The 15,750-nt window shown below is 62.6% G+C and carries 12 protein-coding genes; 5 read left to right on the top strand and 7 right to left on the bottom strand.

Annotated features, from left to right (window positions below):
- Nucleotides 1-2: 2 nt before the first annotated feature.
- Complete coding sequence (ccsA, locus tag B3H65_RS09075; protein ID WP_286684988.1) at nucleotides 3-899, bottom strand: cytochrome c biogenesis protein; 897 nt, start codon at nucleotides 897-899, stop codon at nucleotides 3-5.
- A gap of 300 nt (nucleotides 900-1,199) precedes the next feature.
- Between ccsA and B3H65_RS09070 the strand changes: the two genes are divergently transcribed.
- Complete coding sequence (locus tag B3H65_RS09070) at nucleotides 1,200-3,314, top strand: S8 family peptidase (protein ID WP_286684987.1); 2,115 nt, start codon at nucleotides 1,200-1,202, stop codon at nucleotides 3,312-3,314.
- 1,051 nt (nucleotides 3,315-4,365) lie between these two features.
- Nucleotides 4,366-5,082 (top strand): hypothetical protein, encoded by a 717-nt coding sequence (locus tag B3H65_RS09065; protein ID WP_286684986.1) that lies wholly within the window; start codon nucleotides 4,366-4,368, stop codon nucleotides 5,080-5,082.
- Between the two features lie 109 nt (nucleotides 5,083-5,191).
- Here B3H65_RS09065 and B3H65_RS09060 read toward each other — a convergent pair whose 3' ends face one another.
- From B3H65_RS09060 to B3H65_RS09045, 4 genes are all read right to left on the bottom strand, one after another.
- Complete coding sequence (locus B3H65_RS09060) at nucleotides 5,192-5,929, bottom strand: heme exporter protein CcmB (protein ID WP_009141087.1); 738 nt, start codon at nucleotides 5,927-5,929, stop codon at nucleotides 5,192-5,194.
- Nucleotides 5,929-6,693 carry an ABC transporter ATP-binding protein gene (locus B3H65_RS09055; RefSeq protein ID WP_286684985.1) on the bottom strand — a complete coding sequence of 255 codons (765 nt, stop codon included), beginning with the start codon at nucleotides 6,691-6,693 and terminating at the stop codon, nucleotides 5,929-5,931. Before B3H65_RS09055 ends, B3H65_RS09060 begins: the two co-directional genes overlap by 1 nt.
- Nucleotides 6,686-8,923, bottom strand: coding sequence for a heme lyase CcmF/NrfE family subunit (locus B3H65_RS09050; RefSeq protein WP_286684984.1), 2,238 nt, complete (start codon nucleotides 8,921-8,923; stop codon nucleotides 6,686-6,688). Before B3H65_RS09050 ends, B3H65_RS09055 begins: the two co-directional genes overlap by 8 nt.
- A 110-nt stretch (nucleotides 8,924-9,033) precedes the next feature.
- On the bottom strand, nucleotides 9,034-9,711 hold the full coding sequence (locus B3H65_RS09045; protein ID WP_286684983.1) for a cytochrome c maturation protein CcmE: 678 nt from the start codon (nucleotides 9,709-9,711) through the stop codon (nucleotides 9,034-9,036).
- A 132-nt stretch (nucleotides 9,712-9,843) separates the two neighbouring features.
- Between B3H65_RS09045 and B3H65_RS09040 the strand changes: the two genes are divergently transcribed.
- The 3 genes from B3H65_RS09040 to B3H65_RS09030 all read left to right on the top strand — a co-directional run bounded on the left by B3H65_RS09040 (nucleotide 9,844) and on the right by B3H65_RS09030 (nucleotide 12,696).
- Nucleotides 9,844-10,611, top strand: a complete 768-nt coding sequence (locus B3H65_RS09040) for a type III pantothenate kinase (protein ID WP_286684982.1) — start codon at nucleotides 9,844-9,846, stop codon at nucleotides 10,609-10,611.
- A gap of 280 nt (nucleotides 10,612-10,891) precedes the next feature.
- The gene (locus B3H65_RS09035; protein ID WP_286684981.1) at nucleotides 10,892-11,155 is read left to right on the top strand and encodes a hypothetical protein; all 264 of its coding nucleotides are present in this window, start codon (nucleotides 10,892-10,894) and stop codon (nucleotides 11,153-11,155) included.
- A gap of 227 nt (nucleotides 11,156-11,382) precedes the next feature.
- Nucleotides 11,383-12,696, top strand: a complete 1,314-nt coding sequence (locus tag B3H65_RS09030) for an ATP-binding protein (RefSeq protein ID WP_286684980.1) — start codon at nucleotides 11,383-11,385, stop codon at nucleotides 12,694-12,696.
- Between the two features lie 7 nt (nucleotides 12,697-12,703).
- Here the strand turns inward: B3H65_RS09030 and B3H65_RS09025 are convergent, their stop codons facing one another.
- Both B3H65_RS09025 and folP read right to left on the bottom strand, forming a co-directional pair.
- Nucleotides 12,704-13,372: a hypothetical protein gene (locus B3H65_RS09025; protein ID WP_009141080.1), complete on the bottom strand. Its 669-nt coding sequence runs from the start codon at nucleotides 13,370-13,372 to the stop codon at nucleotides 12,704-12,706.
- 171 nt (nucleotides 13,373-13,543) lie between these two features.
- Entirely contained in the window at nucleotides 13,544-15,289 is a 1,746-nt protein-coding gene (folP, locus tag B3H65_RS09020) for a dihydropteroate synthase (protein WP_009141079.1), read from the bottom strand.
- Between the last annotated feature and the right edge of the window lie 461 nt (nucleotides 15,290-15,750).

Here is a 15,750-nt window from a genome sequence, read left to right as displayed (position 1 = left end):
GGCTAGTCCTCCAAAGACGTGGAATGGGCGGGGCTGGCGGTCGCGGACGCCGAGTCAAGGACCGCGGCAGTCGAGCCGGAAGGCGCGGCGGGAGCTGCGGGCGAGGCGTCGGCTACAGCGGGGGCGACAGAGCTGGCGGCGGCGCGCAGGCGCGCCAGGGCATCGTCCGCGGCAACGCGGGTAGAGCGGGCGTCCATTTCTTCCAGCTGTTCTTTAAGCTCGTCCACCGCAAGGGCATCCGTATGGACGCGCAGCGCGTAGCGGTACAGGGCGAACCCGATCATGAGCATGCCAAACAGGCCCAGCAAAAACGGAATGAGCATCATGGGCGGCAGGCCGCTGTCCGTGCGGAACACCACAGGGTGAATCGACGAGGGCACCATGCGCGTGATGAGGAACGAGATGGGCGCATCGATGAACGCCACAATGCCAAAGACCGCGCAGAAGCGGGCGCGGCGCTCCGGATCCTCGATGGCGTTGCGCAGAATAAAGTAGCCAATAACCAGCAGCATCAAAATGAAGTACGTGGTAAGGCGCGGCTCCCACACCCACCATACGCCCCACTCAAAGCGGGTCCACAGATCACCGGAGACCATGGTGGCGATGATGAACACCAGCGTGACCTGCGCCGCGGTCTGCGAGCGAAGGTCGTATTTGCGGTCCTTGGTCATCAAGAACCTCACGCCGTAATACGCCACAAAGAACATGATCGCAAACGACGCGATCGCCACCGGCACGTGCAAATAGAAGATCTTTTGGCTCAGCAACAGCTTGGTGGTGACAACCTGCCCCGCGATCACGGTGGGCTCGGACAGAACCGCGCCCTGCACCAGCGGCGCCAGGGTAAAGGTCCATGCGACGTCGACCGCGGTGAGCAGCGCACCAAGTATCAGCAGCATTGGGACGAGCCTATCTGCCTTTGATTGCAACGTTCTCTCCCCTCTCACGTATCTCTCCCCTCTCATATATATAAGAACGTTCCCTATGGTAGCCGATTCGTCCTGCGTTGCGATACCGAAACGTGTCGAGCGTTTTGAAGACCCGCTTTGCAGGCGGCATGCCGGGGTGCGGTCGCGCCGGGTTGCACCCGCACGTCAATCCCTGTTCGCAAGGGCGCTTAAAAGTCTAATGTTGCTACAATATCCCTAATTGCACGCTGCTTTTACTTGCCTTGAGCTTGCCACATTTAGGAGTACCGTATGAAGCAATTCACCCACATCCGCCTCCTTGCGACCGCCGCGCTCGCCCTGAGCATTGGCCTGGTGCCGCTCTCCGCGCGCGCGGACAACGGAGGCACCGGCGCGGCAGCCGCAGCCCCCTCAACCGCTGCCTCAGCCGCTGCAGGCCAGGCATCCACCTCGCCCGAGACCGACGGCGTCATCGTTACGCTGACAAACACAGCGGAACGCGAGCTGCAGTCCCTGGGCGACGGGCGCGCAAACGGCGACATCTCTATGCTCGGCTCCTCGTCCACATTCCAAGAGCTTGACCAAGCAGGCCTGGACGTGACCCAGCAGATCACCACTGCCGACGGCGACATCGCCCTTGAAGTGCAGCCAGAGCAGGGAGTCTCTGACCAGGAGGCGCTTGAAGACGCCCTTGAGCTGGATAGCGTTGAATCCGCCCAGCTTAACTACGTGTACAACCTGATTGAACCCGTGATCGACGAGCCGCTGGCCTCTGCCGCAAGCACCGACGCCGCCCGCGCCGCGACGTCCGCCGGCGAGGTGTCCACCCTGGCCGTCGACCAAATGCCCAACGACCCCTGGGCTAAGAACTCTAATCCGGACGAGGACCCCAACCAGTACTACCTGTACTCGTCCCACTTTGTCGAGGCATGGAACATGGCCAAGGCAGACGCCGACGTCACCGTCGCCGTGCTGGACTCCGGCGTGATGCTGAACCACGACGACCTCAAGGCGAACATCCTCACCTCGCTTGCATGGGACTCTTACTACAACAAGGCCCTTACCGGTGACGGCGACAACGTGGGCCACGGTACGCACGTCGCGGGCATCATCGCTGCAACCGCCAACAACTCCATAGGCATCGCCGGCGGCTCGTACAACGCGAACATCCTGCCCGTCAAGGTCTTTAGCGACGACTCCTCGCCCAGATCCAACACCACCGCGATCATCTCCGCGTACCAGTACATCATGACGCTGGTGAGCTCCGGCGCCGTCGACAACCTGCACGTTATCAACATGAGCCTGGGCTACTACGGCAGCGACATCAACGACCGCCTGCTTGAAGAGACCATCCGCACCGCCCGCGAGGACTACCGCATCGCCACCGTGTGCGCCGCCGGCAACGGCAACAAGGTCGACACCGCCTACACCGAGAACATCTACCCCGCGGACTTTGAGGAGTGCATCGCCGTTACCGCCCTCACCCCCACCGGCTCCAACGTGGTGTTCTCTGACTACAACGAGGCCAAGGACATCTCTGCTCCCGGCGCCTCCATCTGGTCCACTTACCTGCGCGATACCACCATCGGCAACGTCAAATTTGGCAAATACAACCGCATGACCGGCACGTCCATGGCGTCTCCCATGGTCTCGGCCGCCGTCGCGCTGATGTTTGCCCAGAACCCGGACGCCACTGTTGACCAGGTGTGCCAGGCCCTCTACGCCACCGCCGAGCCCGTGGTGGACGCCGAAAACAACCGCAGCGAGCTGAGCGGTAGCCACGGCGCCCTCAACGTCGCGGCCGCCCTGGTCGAGCTGCAAAATATCATCGACGCTTCCCAGTTCCCCGACGTCAAGCCGGGCGACTGGTTCTACGACGCCGTGCTCGACATCACCCGCCGCGGCATCATGAACGGCTACGACGACGGCACCGGCACCTTTGGTCCCAACAACGACCTCCTGCGCGAGCAGGCCGCCGCCGTGTTCTACAACTACCTGGGCAAGAGCGACACCTCTGCACCCCGTGCCCCTCACAAAGACGTCCTGGACGACTGGTACACCGTCGGCGTCAACTGGGCGTATGACAAGGGTTACATCAATGGTTTCTCGGACGAGGTCTTTGGCGTTGGCCAACCCCTTACGCGCGAGCAACTGTGCTGCATCTTCGCCAACATCCTCGCTTCTGAGGACGAGGTGGAAAACGTCGACATGACCAAGTTCGAGGCCATGCCCGATGCGGACAAGACCAGCTCGTGGGCGCGCAAGTCCGTCGCCTGGTGCATCAACAAAGAGCTTATCAACGGCGTCGACGTCGATGGCGAGCGCCAGATCCAACCAGACGTCAACTGCTCGCGCGGCATGATGGCCGCCCTACTCTCGAGCGCGATCAAGTTTGGCCTAATCTAGCACGCACTTCGGGCCCCGCGCCCGGACCACGCGTTCAAGCCACGCGGAACATAGCTTCACGTAAGAAGGAGGGGCCTTGCACCCCTCCTTCTCTGCTATTCGCCCCTTCTCGCGTCCACGCGCACTCCCAGTATGGGCTCCTCGTCGGCCGCACGCGGGCCACTGCTGAAAACGGGCTCCGGTTGAACTTGGCGTTCTGCTGAAAACGGGCTCCGGTTTACCTCCGACGCTAAAAATGACCTCCAGTTGAACTTGGCGCCGCCGGGGGCCTGGTGCTCCGGGCTCCTATCCAGCGCTTTTTCTCACGACCCCTCGGGGCCTTCCGAGCCCAAGTCCAACTGGACCGCATTTTCAGCATCGTCAAGTCCAACTGGACCCAAAAAGTAGATGACAGATGCAAACGGAGCCTGTTTTCAGCAGAGACCCCAAGTCAAACCGGAGGCCAAAAACAGCGCGCGGGCAAGACCGCAGACAGGACCGCACCAAAACGCAAGTAAAACCACGCGGCAAGCCCTACCAAGCCGCACGGACCCGGCCACCGCCCTTAAAAAAACCGGGCAACCCCCAGCGCAACTCGCAGCACTCGCGCCCCTACCAGCGCTTGATAGATTCCTGTAATACTTTTGAAAGACAGCGTTCTACTTTTCTTCTTCTGGCCCCCTACCCACCCACTTGCATGCGCTACGGTATGTGCATGGATATTTGTGTAAGCGACATAACGGAACTTGAATGCCTTCGCGCCCTCGCCGCGCCAGGAACAGCCGGGTCTGCCCAATCAAAGGAGACTCAGCTGTCCATACCCGCTGGCAACACGTACGGACCCACGGCAATCAAGCGAATCAGGAGCTGCGGTGCCACATCGCCCCGCCTGCATATCGTTCTTCCAAAGGATGCAAAGCGGCCGCATATCAAAAATATCGTGTTCCATCGATACGTCGAACCCAAAGGGGTTGAGCAATTCATCGATTTCGGTGCGGGCGTAACAGGGCTTTCCATAGAGCACTTCTACGTCTCCATATGCAGCAGGCTTACGTTCATCCAACGATTGCAGTTGGGATTTGAGCTTTGCGGCTGGTACGCCATTGTTCCAAATCCAGAATATGAGGACGAGGTACAGCAGGGAAAAACGGCCTTCAAGACCGTCGCAGCACCTAGATCTCCGCTGACCACGGTCGAAAAGCTCACCAACTTTGCCCAGGCAAACCGTCACATCCGCGGGGCGAGCATCGCGCTCAAGGCACTCCGGTACGTCGCTGACAACGCCCGATCTCCCGAGGAGGCAAAGATGGCAATCGTCATGCGCCTCCCCTATCGCTTGGGAGGATACAATCGAGGCCCCCTACACATGGATTACCTTGTAGACGGAACAAGCGGCCTGCGCCGTTGCGACGTGTACCTTGAGATTGGAAAAGTAGACGTTGAATATGGCAGCACGCTCCACCACGCCTCCGCAAAAGCGATGCAGGAAGACTCCCGACGAACCAACGAGCTCGAGGCCCTTGGCGTCAGCGTGGTCAACATCACAAGCAAAGAGCTGAGAGACCCCAAGCTCTTCCATATCGCGATGATGCGCTTGGCACGGATCCAAGGGCGCCCCATTCATATCCAAATCGATGATTTCGAAGCGCGCCGAACCAGCCTGTGGAACGCCCTCTTCCCTAAGCCTCCGGCAGCCAAAGCGGCGGACGAGAACTCTACGGACGAGAAGCCCTCTAATGAGAGCGCGAATGCCTCGGAAACAGAAGAGGCCCGGGACGAGAAGCGCTAGAAAAACGGCGCCGCCCGAAAGGGACAACGCCGTATCAAACCAAGCACAACAGAGCGCCAACCGCACCAACAGTCCTCGCGCCCGCACGCCCGCAGCACCCGTAATGCCCTTACGCGTCCAACGCGAACTCGTACAGGCCCCAAGCCGCCGCGATCATGATCACGTCGTACGCCGCGGCCATGCCGCACGAGCTCCAAAACGTTCCAAACGTGCCCTCGACCCCCATAAACGCCACGGTAGTCGCAGAGACGCAAGCATAGAGCAGCGGAAACGCCACGGGAATGAACAAAATCGCCAGCAGCACGTCGCGCCCACGCGTATCGATGGTCATGGTCGAGAGCAGCGTGCCCACGCCGGCCACGCCCACCGTGCCCACCAGCAGCGGCAGCGCGATCATGGGCGTAGTTGCCGCCAGCTGCGCACCGGACAAGAAGAACAAGAAGAACAGCGGGATTACCACAACCTCGACCGCGACCAAAAACAGCAGGTTGCTGGTCGCCTTGGCCAGAAACACCACCGCACGGTCCACGGGCGCCAGCAAAATGCCCTCCAGGCAGCCCGATTCCGTCTCATGGCTAAAGCTGCGATTCAACCCCAGCAAGCTGGTGAAGATGATGAGCGCCCACAGCAGGCCCCCGGCAAAGGAGACCACCTGCAGCTTATCGCCCACCTGCGCCAGCGCCGCGCCGTAGATGGTCAATACCAGCAGCGCGTAGACCACCATGGACGTAAGCATCTCGCGCGTGCGCAGTTCCTGCCTCACGTCTTTCATGAGCAGGGCCTTGTATTGAACAAACTTGCTTTGCGCCTGCTTTTTCTGGACGAGTTTTTTCTGCACGCGCGCCATCACGCCACCCCCACGCCAACAGTCGCCAGATACAGGTCGCGAAACGCCGCGGCGTCGATCTGCGCGCGCTCGGCGCATACCACCACCTGACCGCGGGCCAAGATGAGCGCATGGGTGCACATCTGGTAGCCCTTCTGCAGGTCATGGCTCACCATCACAAAGGTGCGCCCGTCGCGAACGCGGTCGATAAGCTGGTCGAACAGCTCCGCGGCGTGAGGATCCAAGCCAGAGTACGGCTCGTCCAAAAGCACAAGGTCGGGATCGTTCACCAGCGCACGGGCGATGGACAGCCTCTGCTGCATGCCGCGCGAAAAGGTGCGCACGGGGTCGTTGCGGCGATGGTCCAGCTCAACCAAGCGCAGCAGCTCGTCGATTCGCGCACGGTCCGGCCCGCCCGGGTACAGCGAGCTGAAGAACTCCAGGTTCTCCCGCGCGGTCAAATCCCCGTACAGCATGGACTTGTGCGAGATCAACCCCACGCGCGAGCGCAGCGCATCCGGCTCCTCCAAAGCGTCGACTCCCAGCATGGCGAGCGACCCGCGCGTTGGCCGGGAGAGCAGCGCCAGCATGCGCAGCAGCGTGGTCTTGCCCGCGCCGTTGGGGCCAAAGATCGACAAGAACGCCCCCGCAGGCAGCTGAAAATCAACGCCGTCCAGGCCTCGACGCGACCCAAACTGCTTCACTAGCCCGCGCGCGTCGATCGCCAACTCGCCACCACCGGAGGCCCCGGTCCCAGCCACAGCACCAGGCACGGCGCTAGCCACGGCGCTTCGCCCCCTTCGCCTTTTTGGACGAGGACCCGCTACGGCCCGCCTTGCCCGCGCGGCCAGCTTTGCCCGCGCGGCCCGCGGCTGCCTCCGCGGCGGCGCGTTCATCCGCAGCCAGCAGCGGTGTGGCGCGGCGCGGAGCGAACGCCAGGATAATGCCCACGATAGAGATGCCGGCGCCAATCCAGTTGAGCATGATCAACGGGTTGATCTTCACGTTGATGGAAAGCGTGCCGTCCGCGTTAAGGCCCTGAAACGCCACAAACAGGTCTTCCAGCGGAAAGCTCAGCACGCCGGCGTGCAGGGTCTGCTGGCCGGAGTTGGTGGCGCTCACTTCCATGGAGGGCGCAAGCGTGCCCAGCTCGCGGCCGGTCGCGGCATCGGTCACAGAGAGCTGTACTTCCTTAAACATGTCGGACGCGGAATCCGTGTACTCGCGCGTGCCCGTCACGGTGAGCACGTAGGAGCCCACCTGGCCGCCCTGGCCCTGGTCCGCGGACAGATTAAGCGTCTGCTCCTGCACGTACATGGAAGATCCCACCAGGCCAACCAGCACAACCGCGACGCCCAGATGGGTCAGATACCCGCCGGCCTGCGCGGGCGAGTGGCGGAACAGCTGGGCTAGCGCCACAGCGGGGTTCTCGCCCTTGTTGCGCATGCGGGCGGAGACGCCACGAACAAGCAGGTAGCCGCTGCTGGCAAGCAACAGCGACGCCGTCGCGAACGCGAGCACGGTGAGGGCGAAGTAGTACACCTTAGGGCCCTGCTCGGTCAGCGCGGTGGCGGCAGCACCGCCCGCGGCAACGATGGCGTCGTACTCAGGGACAAACTTGGTGACGAACAAGAACATCAGCCCCGCGAACACCACCGCGCCCGCGATTGCAGGCACGCGCATGTTGCGAGCGAAGGCGGCGCCATCGGTCTTGCGCCAGCCAAGCATGGGGCACACGGCCATAAGCAGGCAGAACAGCGTTCCCACCGGACGGGCGACCGCGTTGAAGGCGCCCGCCGCGATCACGCTGCCGCCCAGGGGCATCCACGTAGGCAGCGCGCTGGAGACCGTAAGGTAGGCCACCAGCACCGCGGATACGCACATCACCAGATTGGTGATGTAATACGAGCCGTTCTTGGAGAGCAGCGACTCGATCTCATCGTCCTCCACGATCTGACCGTGGCGATACAGGATGCCGATAAGGAACGCCATGCCCGCCGCGACCATGATGGCGAGGAAGAAATACGTGGAGACGGGGTCCTCCGCAAAGGCATGGACGGACTGCACCAGGCCAGAACGGGTGATGAAGGTGCCCAGAACAACAAAGATAAACGTGATGGTGGCGCTGAACATGCTCCAGCGCTTGAAGCAGCCGCGCTTACGGTACAGGGTGAAGCTGTGGATCATGGCCACGCCGGTGAGCCAGCTCATAAGGCTCGCGTTCTCCACGGCGTCCCACGCCCAGAAGCCGCCCCAACCCAGCACCACGTAGGCCCACACGGCGCCCAGCGCCATGCCAATGGTGAGGAAGATGAAGCTGAACACGGCGATGCGGTCGCACAGCTCGACCCAGCGTGCGGACATGTCGCCGCAAATAAGGGCCGCCATGGCGTAGGCGAACGGCAGGGTCATGCCGGCGTAGCCTATAAAGGTCGCGGGCGGATGCAAGATCATGGCCCAATGCATCAGCAGCGGGTTCATGCCGCCGATGGTGCCGGCAAGGGTGCCGTCGGCGTTGAGGAACTCCGGCGCGGTCGCCATAAAGGGATTGTTGGACTCGGAGAACACCAGGGTCGCCGCGAACAGAGCCACGATGATCTGTGCCACGCCCAGGGCGGCGTTGGAGAGGTCGTCCGTCACGCGCATGCGACGCCATGCGACCACGCTGGTAAAGACGGAGATGAGCCAGGTCCACAGCAGAAGCGATCCCTGGCGACCCGCCCACACGGCGGATACCTCGTACAGGGGCTTGAGTGCGCTATCCGTATTGGGATAGTTGCTCACCACGTACGCCAGGCTAAAGTTGCTGGTCACAAAGCACACCAAGATGATGACGATGCACAGCGTGAGGGCGATGGTGGTGCCAAACACCATAAGGTAGCCGGCGTTGATCAGCGACTCGCGGCGGCCGCTCTCAAGCCCGCGAGCCTTGGTGGCGCCAATCAGCACCGCAGCGCTTAGCAGCGACAGCACCATCGCAAAGACTTGCAGCCCGTTGCCAAGGGTTGGAATCATACGCGTATCTCCTTTGGGATTGCTAATACGTTGGCGTGCACACTAGCATGCACGTAGATGCGCCCCGCTCGCACACGCGACACGGGGCGCCAAAACGGTATGGGATGGCGTTACGCCTTAATGGACGAGTCGATGGACGGTTGCTCGGTCGCAACAAAGACGCCGTCGGAATCCAGGTGACCGGAGATCACCAGGGCGGTGCCGTCGGCGATGGCCTCGTCCAGGCCGCCGTCGTACACAACCTTTAGGGTCTCACCCTGAGACTCGATGTTGAAACGGAAGTCCGCCTGAGCGTCGTTGATCTCGCCCTTGACGTAGCCGCACACCTTGGTGTCCTTGAACATCATGGAATCCTGCTGGTCAAGAAGTCCCTTGACGGTCAACGAGCCCTCGGCGCTCTCGTACTTGGACGGGCACTTGGTCACCATCTCAGACGCCTCAAGGGTCTTACCGTCCACAGTGCCGGTGCAGATGGCCACCACGCCGGTACCAAAGGTCGCGGGCAGGGCGCCGTTGTATTGAACGGTAAGCGCCTGCTCGGAATCGGCCGCGTCAACGCCCTCGGGCGCGATCTTGAACACCGCGGTGGAACCCTCGCTGGCTAGCGAGTCGGCCACCACGGCGCCGGAAACCTGGACCTTCTTGCCGTCATAGTTGCCGCCTAGCACGTCGGCGATAGAAAGCGAGCTGGCAGAGCCACCCGACCCGGCGATCGCAACGATCACCAGCATGGCAATGACCACAATGCCGCCAACCACCACAAGGCGACGCTTTGCAGACTTGTTCATATTGTCTCTCCACATGCAGTTATCTGGCAGTATATGCAATGTCTCAGTATACAATGAGCGCTGCAAGTCACGTTATCACACGCTCGTGATTCACGGTCACGGGCATAGCTTAGCCACAGGCTGGAGACACATATGCTGCTCGCTATCGACATGGGAAACACGCAGACCGCCCTGGGCCTTTTTGAACAAGACCAGCTGCTCCAATCTTGGCGCATGCCCACGGACCGCACCTTTACTAAGGACGAGATCCTGGTCCGCTTGCTGGGCTACTTCCAGATGAGCGGCCTCACGCTTTCTTGCGTGGACACCATCTGCTTTGCCGGCGTGGTTCCGCAGCTCACGCGCGAGTGGCGCGCCGTGGCCGCCCAGCTGGGCGTGCGCATGATCCAGGTGGGCCCGGACACGCAGATGGTCACCAAGGTAGACGCCCCCAACCCCGCAGAGGTGGGCGCCGACCGCATCGCCAACGCCGTGGCGGCGGAGGCCCTCTACGGCGCGCCCGCTATTGTGGTGGACTTTGGCACTGCCACCAACGTGGACGTGGTTGACCCGCGCGGCTACTACATCGGCGGCGCCATCGCCCCCGGCATCCGCATCTCCATGGACGCCCTCACCGCGCGCGCGGCGAAACTCTCCAGCATCTCACTCGAGGCTCCGCAGCACACCATTGGCCGCAACACCGTCGAGGCGGTTCGCAGCGGCACCGTGGTAGGGGCCGCCGCCATGGCAGAAGGCCTGGTCGCGCGTATTAAAGATGAGCTGGGCGAGCCGGGCGCCCACGCTATCGCCACCGGCGGCCTCGCCGGGCTGGTCGCGGCCTGCACCAACGTGTTCGACGTGATCGACCAGCAGCTCACGCTCAAGGGCATCTGCGAGATCTGCCGCAGGCTGCAGGCATAGCCCTCCCTTGCGCAGTTCTTGAGGATAATTGCATCAATTCTGAGTTTTCCTTTGTACACCAGAATGGTGGGTTAGCCATTGCCTGCGGAAATGGCATCCAAAAATCCTGGCTACTCGCCTAAATCTAAAATCGATGCAATTATCCGTAAGAACCGCATGCGCCCTCCCCATCTACCACGCATCCAGCAAGGCATATCAGCATGAAAAGGCCCGGTGCGGTGCTCATTTCCGCCCGGGACTCGACCAGTTCAAGGTTATTCTGCACAGGCCGGGCGCAAGCATGAACCCAAAAATCGAAGGCATCGATAACGTGGACCAGAAGCCAATCCCCGGTACACGGCGAATAAGCGCCAAGCTGGGCGAGCAGTACATCAAGGACTGCCTCATCGAATATGAGGGGCTAAGCACGCAGCAACTGCAGGATCTCACCGGCATGAACGTCAACCAAGTGCGCAACCGCATTCGAAACCTCATCGATATGGGCGAGGTGCTGCCCACGTCATCGGCGAGCAGCAGAAACAGAAGGTACAAGATCACCGGCTAAAAAACCGCAGGGGTGGCTTTCACGCTGCGCCCACCGGGTCTCCAGCCCGCACAGCCGCCAGCCCGCAGCTTGAAGCAGCAGCTCACATTCGGATTTTGATACCCAAATCATTCGGATTTTGGTATTGGAATCATTCGGATTTTGGTACACCATACATTCGGATTCTGGAATGTGGGTATATCTACCTTGTATAATGTTTGGCAAAGCACGGACGCGAAAGGCAGCGCATGGCCACTTCTCAAACACATCGAACAACATGCCCCGCAGCATATCAACCCCGCATTGTCGACACCCAAATAGAGGCATATCTCAACCTGTTTGGAGCCGTTGAGGTGTCGGGCACCAAATGGTGCGGCAAAACATGGTCGTCCCTAGCCCATGGCTCGTCGGTGCTCTACGTGGATCGCGGGTCAAACCTGCAGATCGCCTCTGCCGACCCGTCCTATGTGCTCGCCGGCGACCGCCCCCACGTCATCGATGAATGGCAGCGTGTGCCCGTAGTCTGGGACACCGTGCGCCATGCGGTCGATGACCTTGGCGGAGAAAAGGGCGCTTGGATTCTCACGGGTTCATCAACCCCGCGCAACATGTCAAAAGCACACAGCGGTGCGGGGCGCATCGGTCGCGTTCGCATGCATCCCATGACGCTTGCAGAAACCGGCGAATCCAACGCAAAGGTCAGTTTGGCAGGCCTGTTCGAAGACGAGTTCACGCCGTGCGCGTGTGACTCCGGCATTGAGGACCTTGCTCGCGTGGCCGTTCGCGGAGGCTGGCCAGAAGAACGTCTGCAGACCGCGGCCAATGCGCAGATAGTTGTTCGCGAATACCTGGAATCCGTATTCACGCAAAGTGTTCCCCAGCTTGGCGGCAATGAGGAGCTCACGCGCCGCGCCGCCGCCTCCATCGCGCGCAATGTAGGACAATCAACCAAAGTGGACACGCTTGTCCGCGACGTTTACGCATATGAATCCGAGGACATGGCAACGGAAGGCGATCGTAAGGCGGTGTCCCAATGCGTCGACGTCCTCCGCAGCACGTACCTTATCGATGAGGTCCCCGGCTGGGTGCCGGCGTCGCGCTCCCCCAAGCGCATGCGCGTCAAACCCAAGCGCTACTTTGCTGACCCCTCGCTCGCCGCGGCACTGCTGGGCCTCTCTCCGGACGCGCTGCTGCAAGACTGGCAAACGTTTGGCCTGGTCTTCGAGAATCTTGTCATGCGCGACTTGGACGTCTACGCACGCGCGCTTGACTACGCGGTCTCAAACCCCGTGCGCTATTACCATGATGATTCCGGCCTCGAAGCCGATGCGATTGTAGAGCGCGCAGATGGACGATGGGCCGCGTTCGAAATCAAGGTGAGTCTTGAAAAGGCGGATCAAGCAGCCGCCAACCTCATAAGGCTGTCCAACAAAGTTTGCGGCAATGATAAGTCGCAGGTACGCAAGCCATCGTTCCTCGCAGTGATTACGGGCATGGGCGAGGTGGCTTATCGCCGCAGTGACGGCGTCTACGTCATCCCCATCCGCGCACTAGGCGCATAGCCCAACGCTACACGGCTCGAATGATCACGGCCTCGCAGGGCAGCTCCTTCTCGGAGCCGTCGGCCGCCGTCACGCACGCGCGACCCCAAATATCCAGGCCGGAGAACGCGCCGATCGCCATGGGCAGCCCGTTGGGAGACAGTGCGGCAACCTGGTGGCCCAGCAGCGGCACCATGTCAAAGTAGTCGGAAAGCACAGGAGCCATGGGCCCGGGGCTGGGGCGGGTCGCCAGCATCTGCGCCCACTGGTCCACCTTGGCTTCAACGGCGGCGGCAAGGGCGCGGCGCAACTCCTCGCGCGCGGGCAACGCAGCACCGCAGCGAGCAGCCGCCCCCTCGAGCACAGGCATGTCGACCGTCACGGTCACGCTCGCAGCCGGCCCGTTTTCGCCCGCGTGGGCATGCACGCCCACCTTGCCCATAAACAGGTCAAAGTCAAAGGACGAGGTATCCGCGCTCATGGCCTCGCGCGGCTTGGCGCCACCCGGCACCGCGGGATGCTCGCGGCGCGCCACCAGGTCCGCAGGCCAGCCAATGCCCACCTGCTCGCCCAGGCCCAGCTGGCGCAGGCACTCGACCACACCCATGGCGCACACCTGCGGCAGGGCGATAAACTCCATCATCTTCACCTTGGGCGTAAGCTCAAGCTCGCAGCACAGCTGGTCGACCTCGGCCACAGCACACCAACCTTTCCGGAGGGCTATCCCCGTCCAACAAATCAGGGCGACCCGAACCCGTCGAGCCGCCCCGCATCAGCACATCAAGCCAACGCCCGAAACGTCGCCCGCGCCGCCACGGCACCCACGTCGCCCGCGCCGCCACGCCGCCCGCGGCAGCACCCGCGACGCCTACAGCGAGCCCAGCTCGCCAACCACGTGTCCCACGCGGTCCTCGGGCTCCTTCACGTCCACGCCCTCGTAGCGGAAGAAGCGCGCAGGGTCATGCATAAGGTCCTCGAGCGGCACCAGCACAAAGTCGCGCTCGCCAAGGTACGGGTGGGGCAGGCGCAGCTTGTCGCCGCCGTGCACCTCGCCGTCCATCCACAGCAGGTCCAAATCGATGATGCGCGGACCGTTGGGGCGGGCGCTCTTGGTACGGTTGCGTCCCATGGTGTTCTCGATCTTCATCAGCTCGTCCAGCAAGATCAGCGGGGCCAGCTCGGTCTTGATCTCAATCACCGCGTTGGCGAACGGGTCCTGGCGGTTCTCGTAGGCAGGCTCGCTCTCGTAAATGCGCGAGCAGCTGCTAACGCAGGTCATGGGGATCTCCGCGATCAGGGCCTTGGCTGCGCGGATGTTCTCCGCGCGCTTGCCCAGGTTGGAACCCAGGGCCACAAAGGCACGGCGGGGCTGCGGGCGGGCGATGGCCCAAAAGCCGTTCAGGAACTGCGAGAAGCCGCGCACGTCATGCACGCGGACAATGTTGGCGCCTAGCTGGATGGCGCCCAGGCACACGCCGTAGGTGGCGGCGTCGCGCTCGTGTACATCGCCCACGCCGGAGACCGCGCCAACAAAGCGCTTGCGGCTCACGGCACACAGCAGCGGATAGCCCAGCGAAGCCAGCTTGGCGGTCTCGCGCTGGATAACAATGTCCTCGTTCGCGTCTTTGCCAAAACCCGCGCCGGGGTCGATGCAGATGCGCTCGCGGGCCACGCCGGCGTGAACCAGCGCACGGGCCTGGTCAGAAAGGAAGCCCATAACGCGGCGCATAATGGGCGCGGAATCCGGCAGGGTGAAGCGGCGCAGCTGGGATGTCGACCCCGTGGCGGCATCGCGGCGGGCGCTGCGGGCCATGATGGCGGCGAGCTCGTCGTTAGCGGGCACGGCACGGGCCTCTTCCTCGGCGGCCTTGGCAGCGGCTTCGGCCTCGGCGGCCTTCTTCTCGGCCTCGGCGGCTGCCAGCGCGGCGGCCTTGGCAGCAGCCTCCTGCTCGGCAGCCTCGCTGCCATTGGGCAAGTCGCCAAAGGGAAGCTGCGGCTGAACCAGGCCGCCCAGCTTCAAGCCGGGGCGACGACCCTTCGCGGCCTTGGCGGCCTTTGCCGCGGCCTCAGCCTCAGCAGCGGCAGCGGCGGCGCGGGCCTTCTCGGCCACAAACGCGGCGGCGCTGGTGTCCAGCTGCACCGCGGTATGCCTCTTGGGAGCCTCCTCCGTGGGCTCGCCCGCGTGCATGACGATCACGCCGCAGTTGCTGCCCTTAACAAACTCCACCATCTTGGGATCGGTAAAACCGGTGACGTCGTTCACAATCGAGGCGCCCACGCGCACCGCGGCCTTGGCCACGTCAACGTGACGCGTGTCGATCGATACGATGGCGCCCTTCTGCGCCAGCGCGCGCACCACCGGCAGCACGCGACGAGCCTCCTCGTCCGCACTCACCGGAGTAAAGCCCGGACGCGTGGACTCCCCGCCAACATCGATGATGTCGGCGCCCTCGTCCAGCATCTGCAGGCCGTATGCAATGGCGGCGTCGGCGTCAAAGTGCTCGCCGCCGTCGCTAAAACTATCGGGCGTGACGTTGAGAACACCCATGATGCGGGGTCGATCGAACTTGAGCTCGAACTTACCGCAACGCCATGTCTTCGAATCGTTTGCCATGAGTACCCTTTCGTGCGCGTACAGCTCCCCCTATTGTATCCAGACTGAGCGGGTTTGGCGGCACATGTCTGCGGGGTGCACCAGTAATGCACGGGCGGTTCGCCTGGGGTGGGTTTTGGACGAGTATTTGGACGAGGAGGGGCTGACGTACGGTCGGGGCCCCACCGGACTTATCACGGGATGCGTTCGGCCCTGGCGGGCCTCAGAGCATCCCTTAGATAAGCCGGTGGGCGCCCCGGCCTGCTGCAAGCCCTTCTTGGCCAAAGCGCGTGAAGCCGCCGCTCCATGCAACGGGACCGGCACCTGTAACGGTACCGGCCCCGTGTAGTGGCCACTTGTTAGGCCTTGCCAAACTGGCTGGCGTAGCTGGCCTCTCGCCGGTCTGGCCTCTCGCCGGCACGGCCCTCCAGGCCTGCGGCGATTACGCGTACATCAGTTTGATGAAGCGCATCAGGACCGCC

This window comes from Collinsella sp. UBA1693, assembly GCF_002320115.1.
GTDB lineage: Bacteria > Actinomycetota > Coriobacteriia > Coriobacteriales > Coriobacteriaceae > Collinsella > Collinsella tanakaei.
Note: the sequence above shows the minus strand (reverse complement) of the source record. Positions and strands in the feature narration are given on the sequence as shown.

Excerpts from the sequence above, each read along its gene's own strand:
- ccsA (WP_286684988.1), bottom strand. The coding sequence starts at position 899 with ATGCTGCTGATACTTGGTGCGCTGCTCACCGCGGTCGACGTCGCATGG.
- B3H65_RS09070 (WP_286684987.1), top strand. The coding sequence starts at position 1,200 with ATGAAGCAATTCACCCACATCCGCCTCCTTGCGACCGCCGCGCTCGCC.
- B3H65_RS09060 (WP_009141087.1), bottom strand. The coding sequence starts at position 5,929 with ATGGCGCGCGTGCAGAAAAAACTCGTCCAGAAAAAGCAGGCGCAAAGC.
- B3H65_RS09050 (WP_286684984.1), bottom strand. The coding sequence starts at position 8,923 with ATGATTCCAACCCTTGGCAACGGGCTGCAAGTCTTTGCGATGGTGCTG.
- B3H65_RS09045 (WP_286684983.1), bottom strand. The coding sequence starts at position 9,711 with ATGAACAAGTCTGCAAAGCGTCGCCTTGTGGTGGTTGGCGGCATTGTG.
- B3H65_RS09040 (WP_286684982.1), top strand. The coding sequence starts at position 9,844 with ATGCTGCTCGCTATCGACATGGGAAACACGCAGACCGCCCTGGGCCTT.
- B3H65_RS09035 (WP_286684981.1), top strand. The coding sequence starts at position 10,892 with ATGAACCCAAAAATCGAAGGCATCGATAACGTGGACCAGAAGCCAATC.
- B3H65_RS09030 (WP_286684980.1), top strand. The coding sequence starts at position 11,383 with ATGGCCACTTCTCAAACACATCGAACAACATGCCCCGCAGCATATCAA.
- folP (WP_009141079.1), bottom strand. The coding sequence starts at position 15,289 with ATGGCAAACGATTCGAAGACATGGCGTTGCGGTAAGTTCGAGCTCAAG.